Consider the following 23,624-nt stretch of genomic DNA (forward strand, 5'->3'; position numbering starts at 1 on the left):
CGGGCCGGACACCGGGACTCACGGCTGGGCTGCGCCGAGTAGCGGTGTGGTGAAACCATCGGTGACGCCGTACGCCGCCCCGAGTGCGGCTCCGGCGATTATGGCGGGCACCGCGACGACGCCGTACCCGACCGCCGCCCCGAGAACGGGACCGACGACGAGACCGGTCGGCAGGAATGGGATCCCGGCCACGAAACCCAGTGCGGCGCCGAGCATTCCGAACGGAATGGCGACCGGTGCGGCGACGGCGTTGCCGATGGCCGCGCCGATGACGGCGTTACCCAAGGTCTGGGCGGCGAGCCGATCCGACCGGGTGGACTCCACCCCCATCGAATCGAGGTGGTTCGATACCTGATCCTCGGCCTGCGCGGCGCCCTGATTGACCGGGCCGGCATCGAACGGTACGGCGATCACGAAGTTGCCGATCCGCAGTGTGCCCGGTGGGGCGTCGACCGGCGCCCCGGGGATCCCCGGCTGTGCTGCGGGGAGGGAACCTCGGGGTGTGCGATAAGCAGGTGCGGACCGCAGTGCCGCGCCCGGATCGGCGAGCGCCGCCGGTGGTGCGGTCTCGGGAACGGGCCGGATCAGCGGTGCCGCCGCCGCGCCGACCGTATCGGTCACCGATTGGACAGCGTCGTGGACGGCGGTGGTGACCGCAGCGACCGGATCCGGGACGGCAGGTGCTACCGGCGGTTGTGCGGCCGTCGCCGGTGCGTTGATCGGGTCCGTGGCTGCCGGTCCGGTGAACAGGTCTGCGATCGGTGTCGGAATAACGGGTGCCGCCGGCGGGCCGGGCACCGAGGCGCCGAGTGCGGCAAGTGGACCGGGCGCCGGGGAGACGGACGTGGCGAGCGGACCGGGGGTCTGTGTCGCTGGCGTGCCGAAATGGCCCGCGCCGGCCGGTGCTTCTACTGGGGCCGGGGCCGCCGGTGCGCTGAACATGTCCGAGATCGGTGCGGGGAGGGCGGGTGCGGCAGGCATCGGCCCGGCGGGTGTGGTGGCAAGATCCGTGACCGGCGCGGCGAGCGGCGCCGGACCGGGTGCGGTGGGAGTTGCTGCGGTGTCCGCGGCCGGTTCGGGAGCCGGCGGGAACAGGCCCGCCGGGAGCGCGGGCAGGGCGGGGAGTGCCGGGAGCGGGGGTGGAGCGGGGAGTGCTTCGGCATTTGCTGTACCGGCGCCGATCAGTGTCGCGATGAGCGGAACTGCGCCCGCCGCGACGACCGATCCGGTAGCGCGCCGGGTGACACCGGGAGCTCTGTGCTTACCCATGGTCGCCTTTCTCCGGAAATTATCGGTTTGCCCGATATTAGCTCCGGGGGGCGTCGGCGCCTGGGATGTCGGCCGGTCAGCCGACCTTACGATCGCCCCCGGATTTCTCGGCCGGAGCCGCGACCCCGTTGGCGGTGGGATTGGCCTGCGAGGAGCCGGGGGGCCGCCGCCCCGCCGCCCCGCGCACGATTTCCTCGCCCTCTTCGCTGTCGCCGTACACCGCCTCCAGCGCGAGACGCGCGAAGATCCACTGTTCGGTGGCCGCCATCTGGCCGCGCCCGCGGCCGAGGAAGGTCACGAACCATTGGATGATCGTGATGATCCGGCTCCGGTAGCCGACGAGGTAGTACAGGTGCAGCGCCAGCCAGGCCAGCCACGCGATGAAACCGCCGAACTCCAGCTTCCCCACCTGGCAGACCGCGCTGAACCGCGAGATGGTCGCCATACTGCCCTTGTTGAAATATTTGAACTGCCGCCGGTCCGCCTGGGTCTGTTTACCCGCCACCTCGGCCTTGATCTGCTTCGCGGCGTAGGTGGCGCCCTGGATCGCGCCCTGGGCCTGCCCGGGGACATCGGGCACCGACATCAGATCGCCGACGACGAAGACGTTGGGGTACCCCTTGATGGTGAGGTCCGGTTCGACCACCACCCGGCCCGCGCGGTCCACTTCGGTACCGGCCGAACCGTCGGCCAGCATTTTGCCCAGCGGACTGGCCTGCACCCCGGCGGACCACACCTTGCAGGCGGATTCGATCCGCCGGGTGGTGCCGTCCTTGTCCTTCACCGTCACACCGTGCGCATCGACATCGGTCACCAGGGCGTTCAACTGGATCTCCACACCCATGGATTCGAGCCGGCGCTGGGCCTTGCCGCCCAGTTTCGGCCCCATGGGGCCGAGTACCGCGCCTGCACCTTCGACCAGGATCACCCGGGCGTCACGCGGGTCGATGTTGTGGAAGGTGCCCTCGAGTGTGCGATCGGACAGTTCGGCTATCTGGCCCGCCAGCTCGACGCCGGTGGGCCCGGCGCCCACCACCACGAAGGTGAGCAGCCGGTCGCGTTCCTCCTGTGTCCGCGCGACCTCGGCCTGTTCGAAGGAGCCGAGGATGCGGCCGCGTAGTTCGAGGGCATCGTCGATGGTTTTCATACCGGGGGCGAAGGTGGCGAACTGGTCGTTGCCGAAATAGGACTGCTGTGCACCGGTCGCGACGATCAGGCTGTCGTAGGAGGTCACGGTGGACTCGCCGAGCAGTACCGAGGTGACGGTGCGCTCGGTCAGGTCGATATCGGTGACCTCGCCCAGCATCACCTGGGCGTTCTTCTGTTTCCGGAGCACCAGCCGGGTCGCGGGCGCGATCTCGCCGACCGACAGGATTCCGGTGGCCACCTGGTAGAGCAGGGGCTGGAACAGGTGGGTCGTGCTCTTGGAGATGAGGGTGACGTCGACGTCGGCCCGTGCGAGGTGTTTGGTCCCGAACAGTCCGCCGAACCCGGATCCGATCACCACGACGCGGTGCCGGCCGTTCCCAACAGGTTGCGTGCTCATGGTCGCTCCTCGCCAGCGGTGGGCCGGTGCTGCCCGTGATGATCATGTCCGACAACGCACACGGTAGTTGCAGTACCCGTCGAGGACACAGTTCGACGCTGTTGTTCACTCGTGGTGGTGTGGCAACTCACCACGATAGCGACCGCGCGGCGGTCTCGGGGGAGGCGGGCAGGTACCGATTCGGTCGAAATGGCCCAGCCTGTTGCAACAAAGAGAATAGGATGGGTGCTATCTCTCAGGAGGTTCCATCATGGTCACCGTCGACCGTGCCGCCACGCGAGCGTCGCGGGCGCGCACCGATACCGAGAATTCGGCGCTCATCGAAATACCACGGCGCCAGGCAGTCGACCGGCTGCTGTTACAGGTCCCCGAGCGACCGCGAACCCTGGCCACCCCGCCGGACCGGAACCATACCGTCGCGGTACGCGGCGACGGGGGCCTGCCCTATCTGGGGCGCACGCTCCACTACATGCGCTGGGGTCCGGCCGAGATGCTGGACCGGTACCGCCGGTTCGGACCGGTCACCCTGAACAGTTCGATGGGGATGGACCGGGTGTTCGCCGCGGGGCCGGACGCGCTCGACGAAGTGGTCGGCCGGCGCCGCCGTGATTTCGGGCAGGGCTGGGACTACTTCATCGGCCCGTTCTTCCGGCGCGGTCTGCTGCTGCTCGAATTCGACGAGCATATGTTCCACCGGCGCATCATGCAGCAGGCATTCACCCGGGAGCGCCTGGAGGCGCATCTGGCCGAACTGACACCGGTCGTCCGGTCGACCATCGGCCGCTGGGTGCCCGAGGGGGCGGGAGCGAGCCGGACCGTACAGCTGTTTCCCGCCATCAAAGAAATGGCGCTGGATATCGCCGGCGAAACATTCATGGCACTCGAGGTGGGCGACGAGCGCAGGAAACTGACCGACGCGTTCGTGGCCTGTACGCATGCCGGGCTCGCGCTGGTCCGGCACAATGTGCCCGGCGGCAAATGGCGGGCCGGGTTACGCGGCCGCAAGGTGCTCGAGGAGTACTTCCGCGGGATGCTCCCACAGAAACGGCGCAGCGACGCCCCGGATTTCTTCTCCGGACTGTGCCACGCACGCGCCGAGGACGGTTCGGTCTTCAGCGACGACGACGTGGTGAACCATATGATCTTCCTGATCATGGCCGCGCATGACACCACGACCACCACTGCCACCGCAGTTGCCTACTACCTGGGCAAACACCCGGAGTGGCAGCAGAAGGTGCGCGACGAGGTGCTGGCGCTGGATCTGACGAGCGATTCGCCGGCCATCGCCGATCTGGAGAGCCTGCGCAACCTGGACCTGGTGGTGAAGGAAAGCCTGCGGTTGATGCCCCCGGTGCCCGGTATGGTCCGCCGCGCGGTCCGCGATACCGAGATCTGCGGGCACTACATCCCCGGCGGTACCCCGGTCGACCTCGGCTATCAGGTCAACCATCTGCTCACCGAATTATGGACCGATCCCGAGGTTTTCGATCCGCTGCGGTTCTCCGACGAGCGCCGGGAGGACAAATCCCATCGGCTCGCGTGGATGCCGTTCGGTGCGGGTTCGCACAAGTGCATCGGCATGCATTTCGGCACGTTCGAAGTGAAGACGATCATCTCCGCCATGGTCCGCGACTACGCGTGGAGCTTCCCGGAGAACTACCGCATGCCCTGGGGGTTCACCACGATCCCGTTCCCGCGCGACGACGCACCGATGCGGTTGCGGCGTCTCACCTGAGACACCGGGAGCGCCCGGCGCCGGTTCCCCGCGTCGGATGGGGACCGGTGCCGGGCGCTCCCGGAAACGGTTCGGGCCCGCTGATTCAGCGCCCGGACAGCAGATATTCGGCGACCGTGGTATCGGTTTCGGCGCCCACCTGGTAGCCACCTTCACCGTTCATCGCCGTCATGATCGCCAGGGTGTAGCGCTCACCCGGCCCGGCGAAACCGACCGAGTTCACCACCCAGCCGCCCTGTTCCTCGGACCAGCCGTTCTTCAGGCCGGGCCGCATTGCCGAGCCGGCACCCCACACACCCCAGTGCTGATTGGAATCCACGCGGCGCATGAGATCCAGCAGGTAGGCGCGGTCGTCGGGATGCATCCGGTCCAGCACATTGGACATGAGCCGGTCGAGATCGGCCGCGGTGGTCTTCTGGAATGCCCAGTGCGGACCGGGATTGGGCGAGGGCTGCGGGGCCAGGCTGGTCATCCCGTTGGCGCGGAAGGCGTTGTTGAACGCCATCCGGTCCAGGCCCGCGTACTTGTTCCAGAGGATATCGGTGGCCTGGTCGTTGGAGGTCGACATCATCTGCTCGATGAGCCCACGATCCTCCGGCGGCAGGGCGATGGCGCCGACGCGGGCCCGGTTGAGCAGATCCTGTGCGATGGCGAGTTTGATCGTCGACGCGGTCCACACCATATCTTCGGCGTGCGGGCTGGCGTAGACGGCGCCGGTGTTCCGATCGCGGATCACATAACCGGTGACGCCCGGTCGCGATTCGAGATAGGAGTTGACAGTTTCGATACGGTCGGCGAGATCGCAATCGAAACCGTGCGCGCAACCCTGGGTGTGCGCGAGTGGAACGGCATCGGCCGCGGGCAGGCCCGCGGGCACACCGGCGAACATGATCGCGGCGGCGGCCAGGACTGTGGCGGGTGCGGCCATGCGGGGCGCAGCACCGGTGAGCAGGGGGTAACGCACGAGGAAACACCTTGTCACATCGGCGCTCGGCGCGCACGTTTTCCGTGATCCGCTAGTGGACCCGGGCCGCTGCCTTCAGATCGGCCACCGGGCGGCCGTTGAGGCGGTAGCAGTGCTCGAACGCCTCGGTGTGCTGATCACGGGGCCACGAATGCAGAACGACGGTCCGCCCGTAATGCCGGGAGTTGACCAGTTCCCACCGGTCCCCGGAGCGGCGGACGGTGAATCCGTCTCTCGGTATCAGGGGAACAACCAGCGCTTTCATCGACGCGAACCAGCCTTTCGTGCGGTAACCCGTTCCTCCCGGGGTTGCACTGTGACACAGGGCGTCCGCCGGATCCCGGCCATCGGGCCGCGTGTCGGTGACTCATGTGCGCTAAATCACTGTGCGGAACGACTGAATATCGGGTAGAAGCGTTCAGCGCTAGGGACATTCGGATGATGACCACCTGTCCGGGGGTTGTCCTCTGCCGTCGTGGGGGGTGACCCGGCGTTGTCGGTGGCGGGGCGTATAAACGGGTGGACGAGAGAGCTGCCCGAGCTGTGCAGATGCGGGCGGACACCGGCGATCGGACCGAGCGGAAGGGCGGAGATGGCGCTGCACATCCACCGTGCCGAACGCGCGGACGCGCTCGCCGGTGCGCTCGCGGCGGTACTCGCCGATCCGCTGCCGGATCCGTTCGCCACGGAAGTGGTCGCGGTACCCGCCAAAGGTGTGGAGCGCTGGCTGGCGCAACAACTCTCGGGTGTGCTCGGGGCGGCGCCCGGTACCGGCGACGGGATCGCGGCCAATATTCGTTTCCCGGCCCCGGCCGCGCTGGTGGAGGAGGTCCTGGCCCAGGCCACCGGCGTCGGCGCGCAGGCGGATCCGTGGTCCCACGACCGGGTGGTCTGGACGCTGTTGCGGGTGATCGACGAAGCGGTGCACGAACCGTGGTGCGCGGTACTGGCGCACCATCTCGGGCTGGATCCGGCCGGTACTGTCGAAGCCGAACCCGCTTCCGGGCCGGCCGTGGCGGAGCACCGGCTCGGGCGGCGGTACGCCACGGCGGCACGCTTGGCCACGCTGTTCGACGGGTATGCGGTGCAGCGTCCCCGCCTGATCACCGAATGGGCGGACGGGGCCGATACCGACGGCACCGGCCGGCCGCTCCCCGGCGATCTGGTCTGGCAACCTGCCCTGTGGCGCCGGTTGCGCGCGGCCGTCGGCGCCCCCGGCCCGGCGGAGCGGCTGCACACCGCGTGTGCACGCCTGCGGGCGCAACCGCGTGCTGTCACCCTGCCCGATCGCCTGTCGCTCTTCGGGGCGACCAGGCTGCCCGCGGGGCACCTGGCGGTACTCACCGCCCTGGCCGAACATCGCGAGCTGCATCTATGGCTGACTCATCCGAGTCCCGCGATGTGGAACTCGCTGGGCCGGCACCGCCGGCCTCCGGGCGGACCGGCCGGCGATCCCGGAGATCGCTTACCCACCGCGCGGTCCGCACCCTCGGCCTCAGGCCCGAAATCGGGATCGGTATCCGGCACCGACCCGCTGTTTTCTATGGAAAGCACGCGGGTGGAAGATGATTCGGCCGGTTCGGTGCGGCATCCACTGCTGGCGGGGCTGAGTCGCGATATCCGGGAGCTGCAACTGCGGTTGCCGCCTGCCGAAACAGATACCCGCCATCCGGCGGCGTCCGGCCCCGTGCCCGCCGAGGCGAGTGCACCGGATCGGCCTGTCGGCGAGAAATCCATGGCCACGGACAGTTCTGTCGACGACCGAGACGGCCGGAAGCCGCCGGCGACCCTGCTGCAGGCGCTACAGGCACATATCCGTGACGACGACTGGCCGCCCGTCGCGGGCCGGCGCAGCGGCGACGGCAGTGTGCAGATCCATGCCTGTCACGGTCCCGTGCGGCAGGTGGAGGTCCTGCGGGAATGCCTGCTCGGGCTGTTCGCCGCGGACTCCACTCTGGAACCGCGCGATGTCGTGATCATGTGTCCGGAGGTCGAATCCTTCGCCCCGCTGGTGCGGGCGTCGTTCGGGCAACCCGCACCGGCCGGTGCCGAGGCACCGGATGTCGTGGCGCATCCGGGCCACCGGTTACGGGTACGGCTCGCCGACCGTGGGCGCGGCGCGACCAATCCGCTACTGGCTGTGGTGGCGCAGCTGCTGGAGCTGGCGCGGGGGCGGGTCACCGTCACCGAGGTCCTGGATCTGGCCGCCGGTGAACCCGTACGCCGGGCATGCCGTTTCGACGACGACGATATCGAGCGGATGCGGGAGTGGGCCGTCGAGGCGGGCGCCCGGTGGGGGATCGGCCGCCGGCAGCGGCATGCGTTCGGTCTCGGGGAATTCGAACAGAACACCCTCAACGCCGCGCTGGACCGGATCATGCTGGGCGTCACCGCCGACGAGAGTTCGCAGGACTGGCTCGACCGGGTCCTCCCGCTCGACGATGTGGACAGCAACGATATCGACCTGGCGGGCCGGTTCGCCGAATACATCGACCGTCTCGCCTCGATCCTGCGTGACCTCCAGGGGCCCGCACCGGCCGCGGAGTGGTCGGCGATCCTGGGGCGCGCCCTGGACCTGCTCACCGATGTCGCCCCGTCACAGGAGTGGGTCCGTATCGAGGCGCGCCGGGAACTGGCGGCCGCGACGGCCTACGCCGGTGAAACCGTGCTGCGGCTCGCCGATATCACCGAACTGCTGCAGAGCCGGCTGGCCGCTGCCCCGACCCGCGCGAATTTCCGTACGGGCGAGCTGACGGTCTGCACCATGACCCCGATGCGCTCGGTTCCGCACCGGGTGGTGGTCCTGCTCGGTGTGGACGACGCGGTATTTCCCCGCGGTGCCGGCCTCGACGGTGACGATATCCCCGCGCGCGATCCCCTGGTGGGGGAACGTGATCCGCGGTCGGAGGATCGGCAGTTGCTGCTGGATGCGATCATGGCCGCCCGCGACACCCTGGTGGTGTTGCATACCGGCGCCGATCCGGTGACGGGTGCCTATCGGCCGCCCGCGGTACCTGTTGCGGAGCTACTCGATACCGTGCGGGCTCATGTCGGACCGGAAGGTGTGTCCGCGGTCCTCACCCGTCACCCCTTGCAACCGCACGACCGGCGCAATTTCGCCGCCGCAGCACCGTTCTCCTTCGATACCGCCGCCTACGCCGGGGCGCAGGCCACCCTGCGACCCGCGGACCCCGCGGCGACCCCCTTCACCCGGACGCTGCCGGCGGCCGAGACCACCGAAATCGGCCTGGCCGAGCTGATTGCCTTCCTGGAGCATCCGGTGCGCGGATTCCTCTGGCAGCGGCTGGGTTTGCGGATCCCCGATCAGGAAGAGGAGATCGCGGATCGGCTGCCGATCGAATTCGGCGGCCTCGACACCTGGTCGCTCGGTGAGCGGATGCTGACCGCACGGCTGGCCGGAGCCGATCCCGCCGAACTGCGGGCGGCGGAGTGGCGGCGCGGCACCTTGCCACCGGCCGAACTGGGCCGGGCAGTGCTCGACCAGGTGGAACGGACGGTCGATACGCTGTTCCGCGCCGCCGCACCGGATTATGCGCATCCGCCCCGCGATATCGATATCGCCGTCGATCTCGGTGGCGGCCGGCGCCTGACGGGCACGGTCGCCGAGGTGCGCGGTGATCTGCTGGTGCGCACCACGTATTCCCGGGTCGCGCCGAAACACCGGCTGGCTGCCTGGGTTTCGGTGCTGGCCCTGGCGGCGACCGAGGATCGGTCGTGGCGGGCCGCGGTCACCGGTCGCGGCCGGTTCCCGACTCCCGCCTGGCGTGCCGAACTCACCGCGCCTGCCGCGGGCGAGGCGAGCGGACTACTGCGGACCTTGGTCGCGTTACGTGATGCGGGCCTGGCCGAACCTTTACCGATCCCGACTGCCACCACCGCCGCCTACGCCGAGGCGCGGTTCCGGCGCCTCCCACCGGAGGAAGCCATGGTTGCGGCCGATCGCGAATTCGGCGGCGGGGACAAGAAACGCGATTTCGCCGAGCACACCGACCGGAACGTGCGCTACGTATGGGGCCCGGCGCCGGATCTGAGCCGTCTCACCGCCGCCGCGGCGCCCGCCGGTGAGCCTGTGGAGAATACGCGGTTCGGCTCCATCGCGCGCCGCCTCTGGGTACCGCTGTTGCGGGCCGAACAGCAAGGGGCGCCATGAAAACCGCGCGCAGCGGATACGTCGGGCGGTTCCCGTGACAGCGACCGCCACCACGCCGCCCGCGGCCGGCGACACCTTCGCGCTCTGCGATGCCCTGCCGGCCGGTACGACCGTACTGGAGGCCAGTGCGGGAACCGGGAAAACCTATGCGATCGTCGGCCTGGCGGTCCGCTATGTCGCCGAGGCCGCCATCCCGATATCACGGCTGCTACTGGTGACCTTCAGCCGCGCAGCCACCCAGGAACTGCGCGAACGGACCCGCGACCGGTTCGTGGCCGTTGCCGCGGCGCTGGCCGATCCGGTGGTCGCGCGCACTGCGACCGACGAATTGGTGCGCCATCTGGCCTTCGCGGAACCCGGCGAGGTGGCGGCCCGCCGGACCCGGTTGCTCACCGCGCTCTCCGATTTCGATGCCGGCGTGATCGCCACCACGCACAGTTTCTGCCGGCGCATGCTGGCCGAACTGGGGGTCGCCGGTGATCTCGACCCCGGTGTGCGGCTGGTGGAGGAGGCCGACGACCTCACCCGCGCGGTGATCGACGACCTGTATCTGAGCCGTTATGCGCGCACGCCCGCGCCGTTCACGATCAAACAGGCCCACCGGTTCGCGTCCGCCGCGGTGCGCGACCGCCAGGCGGTTCTCGCCCCGGACACCGATGACGTATCGGCGCAGCGGGTTGCTTTCGCCGAGGCGGTACGTGCGGAGACCGAACGACGCAAAAGGCTTGCGAGCGTCCGGGATTTCGACGACCTGCTGGTTCTGCTACGCGATATCCTGGCCGACCCGGTGCGCGGCCCCGGCGCGTGCCGCCGCATCCGCGACCGGTATCCGGTGGTGCTGGTGGACGAATTCCAGGACACCGACCCACTGCAATGGGAGATCCTGTACCGCGCATTCCACGGTCACAACACCCTCGTGCTGGTGGGCGACCCCAAACAGGCGATCTATGCGTTCCGCGGCGCCGAAGTGCTCAGCTATCTCGACGCCGTGGGCCATGCGACCGCCCGGCGCGAACTCACCACCAACCGCCGCAGCGACGCCGGCCTGCTGCGGGCGCTGGAACACCTGCTCGGCGGGGCCGCGCTCGGCCACGACGAGATCGTGGTGCCGACCGTGACCGCGACCCAGCCGTGGACACGATTGCGGGGCCCCGCCGAACTGGTCACGGCGTTGAGGTTGCGGTGCCTGCCGCGCACCGGGGCAGGACCGCGAGGGATGTCGGGATTTCCGAATATCCACCGGCAGCGCGCCCGGGTCGCCGCGGATCTGGCGGGCGATATCGTCGCGTTGCTGGAGTCGGGCACGGTGCTCACCGAGGCAACCGGACGGCGGCCCGCGGCGCATAGCGGTGCCCCCGCCGGGGAGCCGGGGGAGGGGCGCCCACTGGGGCCCGGCGATATCGCGGTGCTCGTGCGCACCCACACCCAGCTGGAGGTGGTCCGGGAGGCGCTCGAACGTGCGGGAGTGCCGGTCGTATTGACCAGTGGCAGCAGCGTCTTCGGTACTCCGAGCGCCACCGATTGGCTGTGGGTACTGTCCGCGCTCGAACAGCCGCATCGCGCGGATCGGGTGCGGCTGGCCGCACTCACTCCGATATTCGGGTACACGAGCACCGACATGGATACCGGCGGAGCGGATCTGGTGGGGCGGGTCAGCGCCGAATTACGCGATGCGGCCCGCCTGTTCGCCCGTGCGGGTTTCGCGGCCGTTTTCGAGGAGCTCGCCGCCACGACCCGGTTGGTACCGCGGTTGCTGGCCGTCGAGCACGGTGAGCGCCGGCTCACCGATATCCGCCAGCTCGCCCAGCTGCTCGACGAGGTCTCGGCCACCGAGGGGTTCGGGCTCACCGCGCTGACCAGATGGCTCACCGACCGGATCCGGGAACCCGGTTCGGGGTCGGTGGCCGGACGCAGCCGGCGGCTGGACCGTGATCTGGCCGCAGTGCAACTGGCCACCGTGCACGCCAGTAAGGGGCTCGAATTCCCGATCGTGTACCTGCCGTTCGCCTGGGACAGTTCGGCCGATCCGAAACCGGCCACCCTGTTGATGCACGAGAACGGCGCGCGGGTGCTCGATATCGGTGGTCCCGACGCGCCGGGCTACAACGCCCGTAAGGAGCGCGCGGACAGCGAATCGGCGGGTGAGGAACTGCGGCTGTGCTATGTGGCGCTGACCCGCGCGTGCTGCCAGGTGGTCGCCTGGTGGGCGCCGTCGTTCGGGACCGCGGTCGCCCCGCTGCACCGGTTGCTGTTCGGCCGGACACCGGAGTCGGCGCAGCCGAAGTCACGAGCCCCGGTCGACGAGGACGCGGCGGTGGTGGACCGGATCCGGGCCTGGGCCGCCGACGCGGCGGAGACCATCTCGGTCACGGCGGCGGACCCGGGTGCGGAGGTGCCGGTGTTCCCTGCGCGGGCCGGCGCCGCCGAGGGCGCGCTCGCGGTGGCGGGCTTCGACCGGAAGCTGGACGACCAGTGGCGGCGGACCTCCTACTCGGCGCTCACCGCCGCCGCGCACAGCGTGGTGCCCGGCGCCGAACCGGAGGAGGCCCTGGGCCCGGACGACGAACCGGAGGCTCCGGCGCCGCTGGCCGAACCCGAGCCGGGTACCGCCTCGCTCATGAACGCACTGCCCTACGGTGCGGAATTCGGCACCCTCGTGCATGCGGTGCTGGAGCGGGTGAGCACCGATGCCGCCGACCCGGCCGCCGAGGTGCGTGCCCGCTGCGCCGAAGCGGTCGGCGAAATGCTGTCGGAGGCCGACCCGGGCCTCCTGGCGGAGGCAGTGCTCGCCGTCCTGCGCACCCCGATCGGTTTCGGTGCCCTCGCCGATATCCCGGACCGGGACCGGTTGTGCGAACTCGAATTCGAACTGCCCCTCGCGGGCGGTGATACACCCGGTGCCGGTTCGGCCACGCTGCACCGGATCGCCGCGCTGGTGCGAACCCGGCTGGCCCCCGGCGATATCTTCCACACCTACGCCGACGATCTCGGCGTCCTGGACGACACCCCTTTGCGCGGATACCTCACCGGCAGTATCGATGCCGTGCTGCGCACACCCGACGGCCGGTTCGTCGTGATCGACTACAAGACGAACCGGCTGGGCACCGGTGATCTCACCGTCGCGCACTACACCCGCGGCCGGATGGCCGCCGAGATGATCCGCTCGCACTATCCGTTGCAGGCCCTGCTGTATTCGGTCGCGTTGCACCGGTACCTGCGCTGGCGGCTGCCCGGTTACGACCCTGCGGAACATCTGGGCGGTATCCGCTACTTGTTCGTTCGCGGCATGATCGGACCGGATACCCCCGACGGTGCGGGGGTGTTCGACTGGATACCCCCGCCCGCCCTGATCATCGAGTTGTCCGAGCTGCTGGCCGGAGGTGAGTCGTGATACCCATCCGGGTGGCGCAGCGCGGGCGCGGGATACTGCGGGAATTCAACGAGGCCGGGGTGCTGTCGGCCGCGGATGTACATGTGGCCGCCCGCCTGGGCCGGCTCGCGGGGGAGGACCGCGAACCGGTGTTGTTCGCGGCGGCGCTAGCGGTACGCGCGGTGCGGTCGGGGTCGGTCTGCCTGGACCTGACCAGGATGCGGGATATCGGCGTGGATACCGACGACGAACACCCCGATCAGCTCGACCTCACCGAATTGCCCTGGCCCGACGAACAATCGGTGATCGACGCGGTACGTGACAGTCCGCTCGTGGTCGGCGGCCCGGCCGGCCCGCTGCGGCCGTTGCGGCTCACCGAACCGGCCCGGCCGGGCGTCGGCCCGCTGCTCTACCTGGACCGGTACTACCGGCAGGAACAAACCATCCGCCGGGTGCTCACCGCGCGGGCGTCCGGCCATCCGGCCGCCGACCCGGCCGTGGTGTGCCGCGAACTCGATCGGCTCTTCGGCCCGGCGGGCGATACCCCGGACCGGCAGCGTCTCGCCGCGGCCCTGGCTGCCACCCAGTGGACCACCGTCGTCGCCGGCGGACCCGGCACCGGGAAGACGCATACCATCGCCCGGATCCTCGCTCTGCTCGTCGCGCACCGCGCCGCCGAACCGGGGGGCGCACCGCTGCGGATCGCGCTGGCCGCGCCCACCGGTAAGGCGGCGGCCCGATTGCAGGAGGCCGTCCGCGATCAGGCCGGGCCACTCGGCCTCCCGGAGCTCTCCGCAGCCACATTGCACCGCTTGCTGGGCTGGCAGCGCGGTCGCAGTACCCGGTTCCGCTACCACGAACACAACCGCCTGCCCTACGACGTGGTCGTCGTGGACGAGACCTCCATGGTTTCGCTGACCATGATGAGCCGGCTCCTCGCGGCGCTGCGCCCGGATACCCGGCTCGTGCTGGCCGGCGACCCGGATCAGCTCGCCTCGGTGGATGCGGGGGCGGTGCTCGCGGATCTGGTGGCCGCGCCGTTCCCGGGCGAGTCCGATCCGGCCTTCGAGACGATTCTCGCCGCCGACCCCGGATTCGCCGGTGCGTCCGCACAGGCCGAACCGGCGGAAGCCGCCGAGGCGCTCACCGAATCCGAGCGTAAACGGTTGCGCGGCGGGATCGTACAGCTCACCCGGGGTCGGCGGTTCGGCGGCCGGATCGCCGAACTGGCGGTGGCCGTCCGCGCCGGGGATACCGAGGCTGCGCTGGAACTGCTGCGGTCCGGTGGGGATACGCTCGAACTGCTCGGGCCCGACGACGTTGCCGCAGTCCGCGCCGATACCGTCACCACTGCGCAGCGGGTCACCGCCGCGGCGGAGACCGGGGACGCGGCGGCGGCGCTGACCGCTTTCGAATCGCATCGACTGCTCTGTGCTCATCGCCGGGGCCCGTACGGGGTGGAGCACTGGGACCGGACGGCGGCCGAATGGGCTGCCGCCGCGGGCGCGGGTGCGGGCCACCGGACCGGTCCCTGGTATCCGGGACAACCGTTGCTGGTGACGGCCAATGATCACGAGGCGCGTATCTACAACGGCGATACCGGTGTGGTGGTGAGCCGTCCGGACGGGTCGCTGCGGGTAGCGCTGCAGCGGGGCGAGGAACCGCTGCTGATCCATCCCACCCGATTCCCCGCGGTGGTCACTGTGTTCGCGATGACGATCCATCGCAGTCAGGGCAGTCAATACGATGCGGTGACCATCGTCCTACCGGAGCCCGGATCGAGCCTGTTGACCCGAGAACTCCTGTACACCGCCATCACTCGCGCCCGTCGGCACGTGCGCATCCTGGGAACCGAGGACGCCATCCGCGCCGCGATCGACCGGCATGTACTGCGCGCCAGCGGACTCAGCCTCGCCCAGGCCGATCAACTCTCCTGACCGGCGGCAACGGCTCCGCCGACGTCCTCCGGCGCGGCGGGGAACAGTCCGGGCAGTCCCATGGCGTACCGGAAATCGGCGGTATTGCCCAGTGTCGCGAGCACCACGCGGATCATCGTGAGCCGGGCCTCGGCAACGGTGGCCGGATCGGGTTCGCCGCCGGGGTCGGAGGCGGCCGAGATCCGGTACACCACGTATTCGCAGACGTGCAGGGCGGCATCGAGATCCAGCGGTGCGGGCACTGTGCGGCCCAGTTGTGTGAACGTGGCGCGCACGTTGTCGCGGATTCCGTCGAGCGCGGCATTGCGGTACGCCGAGACCGGTGAGGCCGGATCGTGGAGTTCGGCGAACAGCGGCCGCAGCATGGCACCGTGCCCGCGGGCCCAGTCCAGGTAGGCGTCGATCAACCGGATTCCGAGTTCCACGCCCTCGCCGGTCGCTTCGAGCGCGGCCGCGATCCCGCCGACCAGTTCCGCGTTCGATACCTCCAGCAGCACATGCAGCGGTTCGGTGGCGTTGGCGAAATAGCGGTAGAACGTGGGCCGGGAAAGACCGGCCTGGTCGATGATCCGGGCCACGCTGAGACCACGGGAGCCGGCGCGGGCGAAGACCTCGCCGGTGGCGTCGACGATCCGGGCGCGCACTTGTTCGGCCTGTGCTCGGGTCTGCGGCGGCCGGCCCCGCCGCGCCGGCGGGTCGTCGTCCGGATGTTGCAGCGCTTCGGTGACACCCGCCTCGCCGTCATGACTCGGGGCCGGGGTGCTCACGCGGTGCCCGCTCGGCCCGCTGTGAGATCCCACAGCCGGCACCGGTACCGGCCTGTTGTCCGCACCGTGCCTCTTGACACTCCACACCGCACGAGCATTACATTAACACCACTGTTCAATTAATCGCCGTGCCGCGGATCGCCGCGGCACACCCTCGCTCCAGGAGAATGCCGACGATGACGACCGCCCAGCGTCCCGCCGCCACCGGCGCACTCACCCCGGACCTGGTCGAACGGCTGCTCGCCCGGGCCGCGGCCGGTGGTGCGCCCGCCGTCACGGTCCCCGCGCCGGTCACCGGCGAGCCGATCGCCGAACTGCCGCAATCGTCGGTTGCCGATATCGAGGCCGCATTCCAGCGGGCCCGCGCGGCCCAGCGGCAGTGGGCGCAGGTGCCGGTCCGGGAGCGTGCCGCGGTCCTGCGCCGCTTCCACGATCTGGTGCTGGCCGAACAGGACACCGTCCTCGATATCGTGCAGACCGAAACCGGTAAGTCCCGGGTGCACGCCTTCGACGAGGTCGGCGATGTCGCCGTGAATTCCCGGTACTACGCCGCCACCGCACCCAAACTGCTGGCCCGCCGCAATCCGCGCGGAGTGCTGCCGGTGCTCACCGATGTGCAGGTGCGGCAGCGGCCCAAGGGTGTGGTCGCGGTGATCTCACCATGGAATTATCCGCTGGCGCTGGCGGTTTCGGATGCGCTCCCGGCCCTGGTCGCCGGCAACGCGGTGGTGGGCCGCCCGGACAACCAGACCGCGCTCACCGCGCTGTGGGCGGTCGACGCGGCCGTCCGGGCCGGCCTGCCCGAGGGACTGTGGCAGATCGTGCTCGGCCGCGGCTCGGTGATCGGCGGCGAAGTCATCGACCGCGCCGACTATGTCGACTACACCGGTTCCAGCGCCACCGGCCGGACCATCGGCCGCCAGGCGGGGGAGCGGCTGATCGGTTGTTCACTCGAACTGGGCGGGAAGAACCCGCTGCTCATCCTCTCCGACGCCGATCCGGTGGCCGCCGCCAAAACCGCCGTGCGGGCGAGTTTCGCCTCGGCCGGGCAGTTGTGCGAATCGATGGAACGTATCTATGTCCACGAATCGGTCTACGACCGGTTCATCGGCGAATTCGTGCCGGCGGTGAAGGCATTGAAGCTGGGATCCCCGCTGGACTACACCACCGATATGGGTTCGCTGACCTTCCCGCGCCAGCTCGACACCGTCCGCGCCCATGTCGACGACGCGGTCGCCAAGGGTGCCACCGTGCTGGCCGGCGGTGTGCACCGGCCCGACCTCGGCCCCTACTTCTACGAACCCACCGTGCTCACCGATGTCACCGCCGAGATGACGGTGTACCGGGAAGAGACCTTCGGTCCCGTCGTCTCGGTGTACAAGGTCGCCAGTGACGACGAGGCGGTCACCCAGGCCAACGACACCCCGTACGGTCTCAACGCCAGTGTGTGGTCGCGCAGCGCGGCCCGGGGGCGTGAGTTCGCGGCCCGCATCAACGCCGGCTCGGTCAATGTGAACGAGGGCTTCATCGCGGCCTGGGGTAGCGCGGACGCACCGTCGGGCGGTGTGGGAATTTCCGGTACCGGCCGCCGGCACGGTCCCGAGGGCCTGCTGAAGTACGTCGACACCCAGACCATCGCAGTCCAGCGCATATTGCCGATCGCGCCACTGCCGGGGATGTCGGAGGCCGCGTGGGCGAAAACCATGACACTGTACTTCCGGGTCATGAAAACTCTGCGCCAGAAATAGGCACGGCCGGAAACGGGCCGCTACCCCCTGATTTCGCTGCGAGACAAAGGATCCGAATCGATGAAACTGGACACGGTGGCCGGTAAGAAGGTGCTGATCACCGGTGCCGCCATGGGCCTGGGCAAACTGTTCGCCGAACAGGCGGTACGCGAAGGCGCCGCCGCGGTGGTTCTCTGGGATGTCAACGAGACCGCCCTGCGCGCGACCGCGGCCGAACTCACCGCGGCCTCCGGCGCGATCCACAGCTACACCGTCGATATCTCCGATCGGAACGCCGTCGCGGCCGCCGCCGAATCGGTGCGGGTGGACGTGGGCGATATCGACGTCCTCGTGAACAATGCCGGAATCGTGCGGGGGAACACGTACTTCTGGGAGACGAAGGACCGCGACGATATCGATCGGACCATGGCCATCAATGCCCTGGCACCGATGTATGTGACCCTGGAATTCCTGCCGGCCATGGTCGCGGGAACCGCCGAGGCCCGCGTGCTCACCATCGCTTCCTCGGCCGGTCTGGTGCACAACCCGCGGATGAGCGTCTACGCCGCATCGAAATGGGCCGCGCTGGGCTGGTCGGATTCGGTGCGTATCGAACTCGGCCAGGCCGGGCACGACCATGTCAAGGTCACCACCTTCTGCCCGACCTACATCAATACGGGAATGTTCGAGGGCGCCACAGGTTTCTGGTTCACGCCGATCCTCGACCAGCACAAGGTGGTGGCGACCGCGTGGGCGGAGATGAAGAAGGGCACCCCGGTGGTGATCATGCCGTGGACCTCCCGCCTCAACAAGGTCCTCTCCGGTGTACTGCCGCTGAAACTGCGGGATCTGTTCCTGAACACCGTCGGGGTGTATCACTCGATGGACAAGTTCAAGGGCCGGAAATAGCGGTCGCCGGCCGGCCGATCGCGACGGTTGCGCCGAGCTCGGCGGAGCGGGCGATCCGCGCCGCGAAACCGTTGTCCGTGAGCAGTGCCGTGGCGGCGGGGATCTGATCGGTACCGATCTCGATCAGCACACAGCCGCCGGGCGCCAGCCAGGCGGGCGCGGCCGCGGCGGTGCGGCGGGCGAGCTCCAGCCCGTCCGGACCGCCGTCGAGTGCGGTGGCCGGTTCGTGATCGCGGGCTTCCGGCGGCATCCGCGCGAGGGACTCCGACGGTACGTACGGAGTGTTCGCCAGGAGGATATCGATCCGCCCGCGTAGCTGCTCGGGCAGCGCGTCGAACAGATCGCCCTGATAGACCCGCCCGCCGACACCGGCGAGGTTGCGGCGGGCGCAGTCGGCCGCGACCGGGTCGATATCGGCGGCGTACAGGTCCGGTAGTGGGTCCGGGCGGCCGGTGAGTTCGCTGATCAGCGCCAATCCCAGGGCGCCCGAACCGCAGCACAGATCCACCACCGTCCGCGGCGGGTCGGCCCGGGCCAGCGTGAGCGCCTCGTCCACAAGTAGCGCCGAACGCCGCCGCGGGACGAAGACACCGGCCCGCACGCCCACCCGCAACCCTTTGAACTCGGCCCAGCCGAGGACGTACTCGAGCGGGTTCCCGGCGACCCGCCGCGCCACCAGTCCGGCCAGTTCGGCGGTGGATCGGGCGGTGTGCACGAGCAGTTGTGCCTCGTCCTCGGCGAAAACGCATCCCGCGGCGCGGAGCTCCCTGGTGACGGCCTCGATATCGAAAGCGGGCATTTGCACAGTCTGTCGGGTGTACCGGTCCGGCGCACCGGATTATGATCCGCGCCGCGGCGGACGGCGCCTGCGTCAGGGGCGGAAAGCGCGCAGTGTGTTCTCGACCAGAGCATCGGCGTACTCATCGGTGAGCGGCCCGGTGCGCAGCAGCCATCGTTGGAAAAGCGGCGCGTAGAGCATCTCCAGAACGAGGTCGAGATCGGCGGCCGGGTCGAGCTGCCCCGATTCCTGAGCGCTGCGCAGCCGGGCCTTCTTGGCTTCGTCGACCGGGTGGGCCAGCGTTTCGCGGTACCGCGCCGCGAGTTCCGGATCGTGGATGAGCGCGGAATTGAGTGCCCTGACCGGGCGCTCGAATTCGGGGTCGGCGAATTCGGCGGCGGTGGCGCGTAGGACGAGTTTGAGGTCGGCGGCGAGATCACCGGTATCCGGTAGTTCGATGCCGGCGCCGTCGGCGGATTCGCTCAACGCCAGGAAGGAGTCGAAGATGACCGCTCCTTTCGACGGCCACCACCGGTAGATCGTTTGTTTCCCGACGCCGGCCCGTGCCGCGATCGCCTCGATGGATACCTTCGCGTATCCCGATTCGGCGATCAGTTCCCGGGTCGCGGCGAGGATGGCCTGCCGGGATCGTTCGCTGCGCCGGGAGCGGTCAGGAGTCCGGTCGGTGGTCATGCGGACAGCGTAGCAATCCAACGAGACGCAACGGTTCGTTTGACTTCCGTACCGCCTGGCTGCATACTCGGTGACACGAACCGAGACGGTCCGTCTCGTTAAAGAAGGGTGACTATCGTGACAACCACACGAACCTGGTTCATCACCGGTGCTACGCGCGGCCTGGGCCGGGCTTTCACGGAAGCGGCATTGGCCGCGGGCGACCAGGTTGTCGCGGTGGCCCGCAATACCGAACCGCTGGACGAACTGAGTGCCGCCCATCCCGGCGCACTGGTCCGGTTCTCGCTGGACGTCTCCGATCGCACCGCCGTATTCGCCGGGGTCGAGCGGGCCTTCGCCACGTTCGGACGTATCGATATCGTGGTCAACAATGCGGGCGGGATGCTGTACGGCATGGTCGAAGAAGCCACCGAAGAGCAGATCCGCGCTCATTTCGAGGTGAATTTCTTCGGCGCCGTCTGGGTTTCGCAAGCAGTGGTGCCCCGGCTGCGAGCACAGGGTGGCGGCCGTATTTTGCAGGTGAGCTCGATGGGAAGCGGCGGAGGGATGGCATCCGTCGGGTTCTACGGAGCAGGAAAAGCGGCCCTCGACTCGTTCGGCCAGGCGCTGGCGATGGAGGTGGCATCCTTCGGAATCAAGGTCACCAGTCTGCAGATGGGTGGTTACGACACCGGACTGTTCACCGCCGGCACCACCGCGACCGATCCGCTCCCGGAGTACGAGGCGCTCCGGGAGGAGATGGCCGCGATGTGGGGTTCCGACGCCGGACCCGATCCGGCCACCGCCGCGGCGACGATCATGCGTCTGGTGGACGTCCCGGAGCCGCCCCGCGCGCTCATCGTCGGCAGCCAGTCCTACGACATGGTCCAGGAGATGGAGCGCGACCGGGGGAAGTCGCGTCAGGAGTGGGAGGATCTCAGTCGCTCGGCTCCGGGCTGATCGGTGGGTCGCGGAACGCCCAGACCGCGGCCGGGCGGCCGGTGGCTCTGGTGCGGCGCCGCTCCCCGGTTTTCACCAGCCCGGGGATCCCGGCCAGGGTGCGGTTGAGATTGGCCGCGTCCGGCCGGGCGCCCGCCATGGAAGCGGCGAGGTCGACGGCGCGGGTCGCCGGGAACTGGGCGCCCAGCAGTGCGCGGGTGAGCGGGGGATCCTTCCACAGCAAGCCCGCGAGCAGGCCGCGCGCGGCTGCCACGATGCTGTTGTGGTCGAAGGCCAGGTCCGGTGGCTCGTCGAACGAAACCCATTGTGCGGGCCCCGCGTGCGGTCCGGTCACCGCCCACATGACGATGGACAGGGTGGGCCCGCGCGGATCCCGATTCGGTTCGTCGAAGGTCACCAGCTGCCCGACCGGTCCGAGGGCGGCGGGCGGGACACCGAGTTTGGCGTGTACCGCACGGGCCGCGGCATCGGCCAGGCGTTCGCCCCGGCCCAGCAGCACCCCCGGGAGCGCGAGCCGGCCCGTGAACGGTTCGTGGCCGCGGGCCGCGATGCCGAACGTGGCTGCGGCATCCGCGGCCCAGAACCGCAACGCCACGACATCCACCGATACCGCCGATTGGTCCACGGCCCCATACTGCCGCATCCGGGCCCCGCAACCTATGGCCCCGGCGCCGCCGGACAGCACGCCGGGTGTCGTCACTACGCCACTGCCCGGGGGACCCGCCGGTCGCGGAGAGGGGCCGGGGGCCTGTCCGGCTGGTTATCGTGAAGGCGTGCCGAACCGTATCGTGAAGCGCAGTGCGACCCTGGCCGACGGCCGGGAGCTCATCTACTACGACGACGCCGATACCCGGCTCGGTCCCGAACGCCGGATCGATACCCGGCCGCTGGAGCCCCGGCCGCCGACCGCCACCATGCGCCAGGATGTGCTGAACGGGGAGTGGATTTCGGTCGCCGCCGCTCGGCAGAGCCGCGTGGTACTGCCCCCGGCCGACCGCGACCCCTTGGCTCCGCAGACGCCGGACAACCCGTCGGAGATCCCGGATCTCTACGATGTGGCCGTTTTCGAGAACCGTTCGCCGTCCTTCGGGCCCGCGCTACCCGGCGACGGTACGGGCGTGGTCGCGGCGCCGGGTGGCCTCGCCGATATCGGCGACCTCGGGTTCGGCCGGGAACGCGTGGCGGTCGGACGCTGCGAGGTGGTCTGTTTCAGTCCCGAACACGAAGGGTCCTTCGGCGATCTCACCCCGAGCCGGGCGCGCACCGTGATCGAGGCCTGGGCCGACCGCACCGCCGTGCTGTCGGAACTACCGGGCATCGAGCAGGTTTTCGTCTTCGAGAATCGCGGCAAGGCGATCGGTGTCACGCTGCCGCATCCGCACGGTCAGATCTACGCCTACCCCTATGTGACGCCGCGGACCCTGCGGGTGCTCGAATCGGTGCGCCGGCTCGGGCCCGACCTGTTCCAGCGCATCCTGGAAACCGAACGCGCCGGCGACCGGGTGGTACTGGCGGGGGAGATGTGGACGGCGTTCGTCCCGTTCGCGGCGCGCTGGCCGATCGAGGTCCATCTGCTGCCGCACCGGCATATTCCCGATCTCGCCGCCGCGAACGACGCGGAGCGGGACGAGCTGGTCACGCTGTACCTGCGGTTGCTCCGGGGGATCGATGCGCTGTACGAGGATCCGACGCCGTATATCGCGGCGTGGCATCAGGCGCCGGTACACACCGGCCGCGATACCGTCCGGCTGCATCTGCAGCTGACCTCGATCCGGCGCGGCGCGGACAAGATCAAGTACCTGGCCGGGTCCGAGGCGGCGATGGGGGCCTTCGTCGCCGATATCGTCCCGGAGGAGGCGGCCGCCCGGATCCGGGCGGCCGTCACCACCGGATGATCAGCGACTGGTGCTGAGCTGGAAGGTGCGGGTCGCATCCAGGTAGATGCTGTACTGCGCCTGTTTGCTCGGCGGCGGCAACTGCGAGACCAGCTGGTTCAGTGAGGTCGTGGCGCCCACCACCGGGATTCCTGCGACGTAGAGATCGGCGACCGCGCGCCGGATATGATTCGGCGAGGTGACCGCTACCGCGCTGGTGGCGCCGAGACCGTGCAGGATTTCCGCACTGAACAGCGCGTTCTGCACGGTGGAGCCGGCCCGGTCCTCCACATGGATCCGGCTCGCCGGAATCCCGCGGCCCACCAGCCAATTACGCATCGCCTCGGCTTCGGTGATCCCGTTGCTGGGGTTGTAGCCGCTCACCACGATGGGCGAGAACGGCGAGGCGATCGCCTGGAACCAGGCGGCCTGCAACCGGTCGGCCAGTTCGGGCCGGGGCGTGCCGTCGGGCAGCAGACCGAAACCGAAGACCACGATGCCGGTCTGCGGTCCGACCAGGGCCGGCAGCGGATTGGGGAGGGTGGCGATCCCGGCCCCGATCCCGTGCAGGACGCGGTCGGTGCCCGCGGCCATCTCCGGGTCGACGACCCGCAGCCGCCCCATGGCGTCGTTCATGGCCGGGATATCACCGGCGTAATGGGACCAGATCGCCTGCAGCGACAGGGCCTCGGCATCGGCCGGGTCGCGGCCGATGAGCTCGCGCAGATCAGCGCGGCCCGCGTCCGAGTTGCCTTCGGTGAAATGACGCTGGGCGGAGTTGTAGAGGGCGTCCGTTTCGGGGCTGGCCTGAGCGGGCGCGCCGAAAAGACCGGCGAGAGAAATACTTGCAGCGGCGGCGACGGCCACCAGATATTGCAGACCTCTGCGATTGTGCACTACGGCGACACCTTTCCACGGGGGAGTTGGTTCTCGTAGGGATCGGGT

At 69.4% G+C, this 23,624-nt stretch carries 17 protein-coding genes; 8 read left to right on the forward strand and 9 right to left on the reverse strand.

Annotated features, from left to right (window positions below; genetic code table 11):
* Positions 1-18: 18 nt before the first annotated feature.
* Together ON22_RS35110 and ON22_RS33375 are read right to left on the reverse strand one after the other, a co-directional pair.
* Positions 19-1,269, reverse strand: coding sequence for a hypothetical protein (locus ON22_RS35110; RefSeq protein ID WP_051158404.1), 1,251 nt, complete (start codon positions 1,267-1,269; stop codon positions 19-21).
* Positions 1,270-1,345: 76 nt separating this feature from the next.
* Positions 1,346-2,815 carry an NAD(P)/FAD-dependent oxidoreductase gene (locus tag ON22_RS33375; RefSeq protein ID WP_033241990.1) on the reverse strand — a complete coding sequence of 490 codons (1,470 nt, stop codon included), beginning with the start codon at positions 2,813-2,815 and terminating at the stop codon, positions 1,346-1,348.
* A gap of 250 nt (positions 2,816-3,065) precedes the next feature.
* Here ON22_RS33375 and ON22_RS33380 point away from each other — a divergent pair, with 250 nt between their 5' ends.
* A complete protein-coding gene (locus tag ON22_RS33380) occupies positions 3,066-4,550 on the forward strand; it encodes a cytochrome P450 (RefSeq protein WP_033241991.1) in 1,485 nt (494 codons plus the stop codon).
* 85 nt (positions 4,551-4,635) lie between these two features.
* On the opposite strand, the gene ON22_RS33385 is transcribed toward ON22_RS33380, so the two are convergent.
* The gene (locus tag ON22_RS33385; protein WP_033241992.1) at positions 4,636-5,478 is read right to left on the reverse strand and encodes a serine hydrolase; all 843 of its coding nucleotides are present in this window, start codon (positions 5,476-5,478) and stop codon (positions 4,636-4,638) included.
* Positions 5,479-5,566: 88 nt separating this feature from the next.
* Positions 5,567-5,779 (reverse strand): hypothetical protein, encoded by a 213-nt coding sequence (locus ON22_RS33390; RefSeq protein WP_033241993.1) that lies wholly within the window; start codon positions 5,777-5,779, stop codon positions 5,567-5,569.
* Positions 5,780-6,106: 327 nt separating this feature from the next.
* On the opposite strand from ON22_RS33390, the gene recC reads away from it, so the two are divergent.
* Genes recC through recD form a run of 3 tightly spaced genes read left to right on the forward strand, consistent with a single transcriptional unit; the run spans position 6,107 to position 14,992 of the window.
* Complete coding sequence (recC, locus tag ON22_RS33395; protein WP_033241994.1) at positions 6,107-9,685, forward strand: exodeoxyribonuclease V subunit gamma; 3,579 nt, start codon at positions 6,107-6,109, stop codon at positions 9,683-9,685.
* Between the two features lie 34 nt (positions 9,686-9,719).
* On the forward strand, positions 9,720-13,076 hold the full coding sequence (locus ON22_RS33400) for a UvrD-helicase domain-containing protein (RefSeq protein WP_081596026.1): 3,357 nt from the start codon (positions 9,720-9,722) through the stop codon (positions 13,074-13,076).
* Positions 13,073-14,992, forward strand: a complete 1,920-nt coding sequence (recD, locus tag ON22_RS33405; protein WP_033241995.1) for an exodeoxyribonuclease V subunit alpha — start codon at positions 13,073-13,075, stop codon at positions 14,990-14,992. The genes ON22_RS33400 and recD overlap by 4 nt, the downstream gene beginning before the upstream one ends.
* On the opposite strand, the gene ON22_RS33410 is transcribed toward recD, so the two are convergent.
* The gene (locus ON22_RS33410) at positions 14,980-15,759 is read right to left on the reverse strand and encodes a TetR/AcrR family transcriptional regulator (RefSeq protein WP_306306631.1); all 780 of its coding nucleotides are present in this window, start codon (positions 15,757-15,759) and stop codon (positions 14,980-14,982) included. The two genes, recD and ON22_RS33410, sit on opposite strands and share 13 nt — an antisense overlap.
* A gap of 176 nt (positions 15,760-15,935) precedes the next feature.
* Here ON22_RS33410 and ON22_RS33415 point away from each other — a divergent pair, with 176 nt between their 5' ends.
* Positions 15,936-17,507 (forward strand): succinic semialdehyde dehydrogenase, encoded by a 1,572-nt coding sequence (locus tag ON22_RS33415; protein WP_033241996.1) that lies wholly within the window; start codon positions 15,936-15,938, stop codon positions 17,505-17,507.
* Between the two features lie 60 nt (positions 17,508-17,567).
* Positions 17,568-18,395 (forward strand): SDR family NAD(P)-dependent oxidoreductase, encoded by an 828-nt coding sequence (locus tag ON22_RS33420; protein WP_033241997.1) that lies wholly within the window; start codon positions 17,568-17,570, stop codon positions 18,393-18,395.
* Here ON22_RS33420 and ON22_RS33425 read toward each other — a convergent pair.
* Together ON22_RS33425 and ON22_RS33430 are read right to left on the reverse strand one after the other, a co-directional pair.
* Positions 18,379-19,194 carry a putative protein N(5)-glutamine methyltransferase gene (locus ON22_RS33425; protein WP_033241998.1) on the reverse strand — a complete coding sequence of 272 codons (816 nt, stop codon included), beginning with the start codon at positions 19,192-19,194 and terminating at the stop codon, positions 18,379-18,381. The two genes, ON22_RS33420 and ON22_RS33425, sit on opposite strands and share 17 nt — an antisense overlap.
* 72 nt (positions 19,195-19,266) lie before the next feature.
* Positions 19,267-19,866 carry a TetR/AcrR family transcriptional regulator gene (locus ON22_RS33430; protein WP_033241999.1) on the reverse strand — a complete coding sequence of 200 codons (600 nt, stop codon included), beginning with the start codon at positions 19,864-19,866 and terminating at the stop codon, positions 19,267-19,269.
* Between the two features lie 117 nt (positions 19,867-19,983).
* Here ON22_RS33430 and ON22_RS33435 point away from each other — a divergent pair, with 117 nt between their 5' ends.
* Positions 19,984-20,805 (forward strand): SDR family NAD(P)-dependent oxidoreductase, encoded by an 822-nt coding sequence (locus ON22_RS33435; RefSeq protein ID WP_033242000.1) that lies wholly within the window; start codon positions 19,984-19,986, stop codon positions 20,803-20,805.
* On the opposite strand, the gene ON22_RS33440 is transcribed toward ON22_RS33435, so the two are convergent.
* Positions 20,783-21,430, reverse strand: a complete 648-nt coding sequence (locus tag ON22_RS33440; protein ID WP_081596030.1) for an NUDIX hydrolase — start codon at positions 21,428-21,430, stop codon at positions 20,783-20,785. The two genes, ON22_RS33435 and ON22_RS33440, sit on opposite strands and share 23 nt — an antisense overlap.
* Before the next feature lie 148 nt (positions 21,431-21,578).
* Here ON22_RS33440 and galT point away from each other — a divergent pair, with 148 nt between their 5' ends.
* Positions 21,579-22,700, forward strand: coding sequence for a galactose-1-phosphate uridylyltransferase (gene galT / locus ON22_RS33445; RefSeq protein WP_051158405.1), 1,122 nt, complete (start codon positions 21,579-21,581; stop codon positions 22,698-22,700).
* On the opposite strand, the gene ON22_RS33450 is transcribed toward galT, so the two are convergent.
* Positions 22,701-23,576, reverse strand: a complete 876-nt coding sequence (locus ON22_RS33450) for a YdcF family protein (RefSeq protein ID WP_231508042.1) — start codon at positions 23,574-23,576, stop codon at positions 22,701-22,703. It lies immediately after the preceding gene.
* Positions 23,577-23,624: the final 48 nt, after the last annotated feature.

The organism is Nocardia carnea NBRC 14403 (assembly GCF_000308515.1).
Classification (GTDB): Bacteria; Actinomycetota; Actinomycetes; order Mycobacteriales; family Mycobacteriaceae; genus Nocardia; species Nocardia carnea.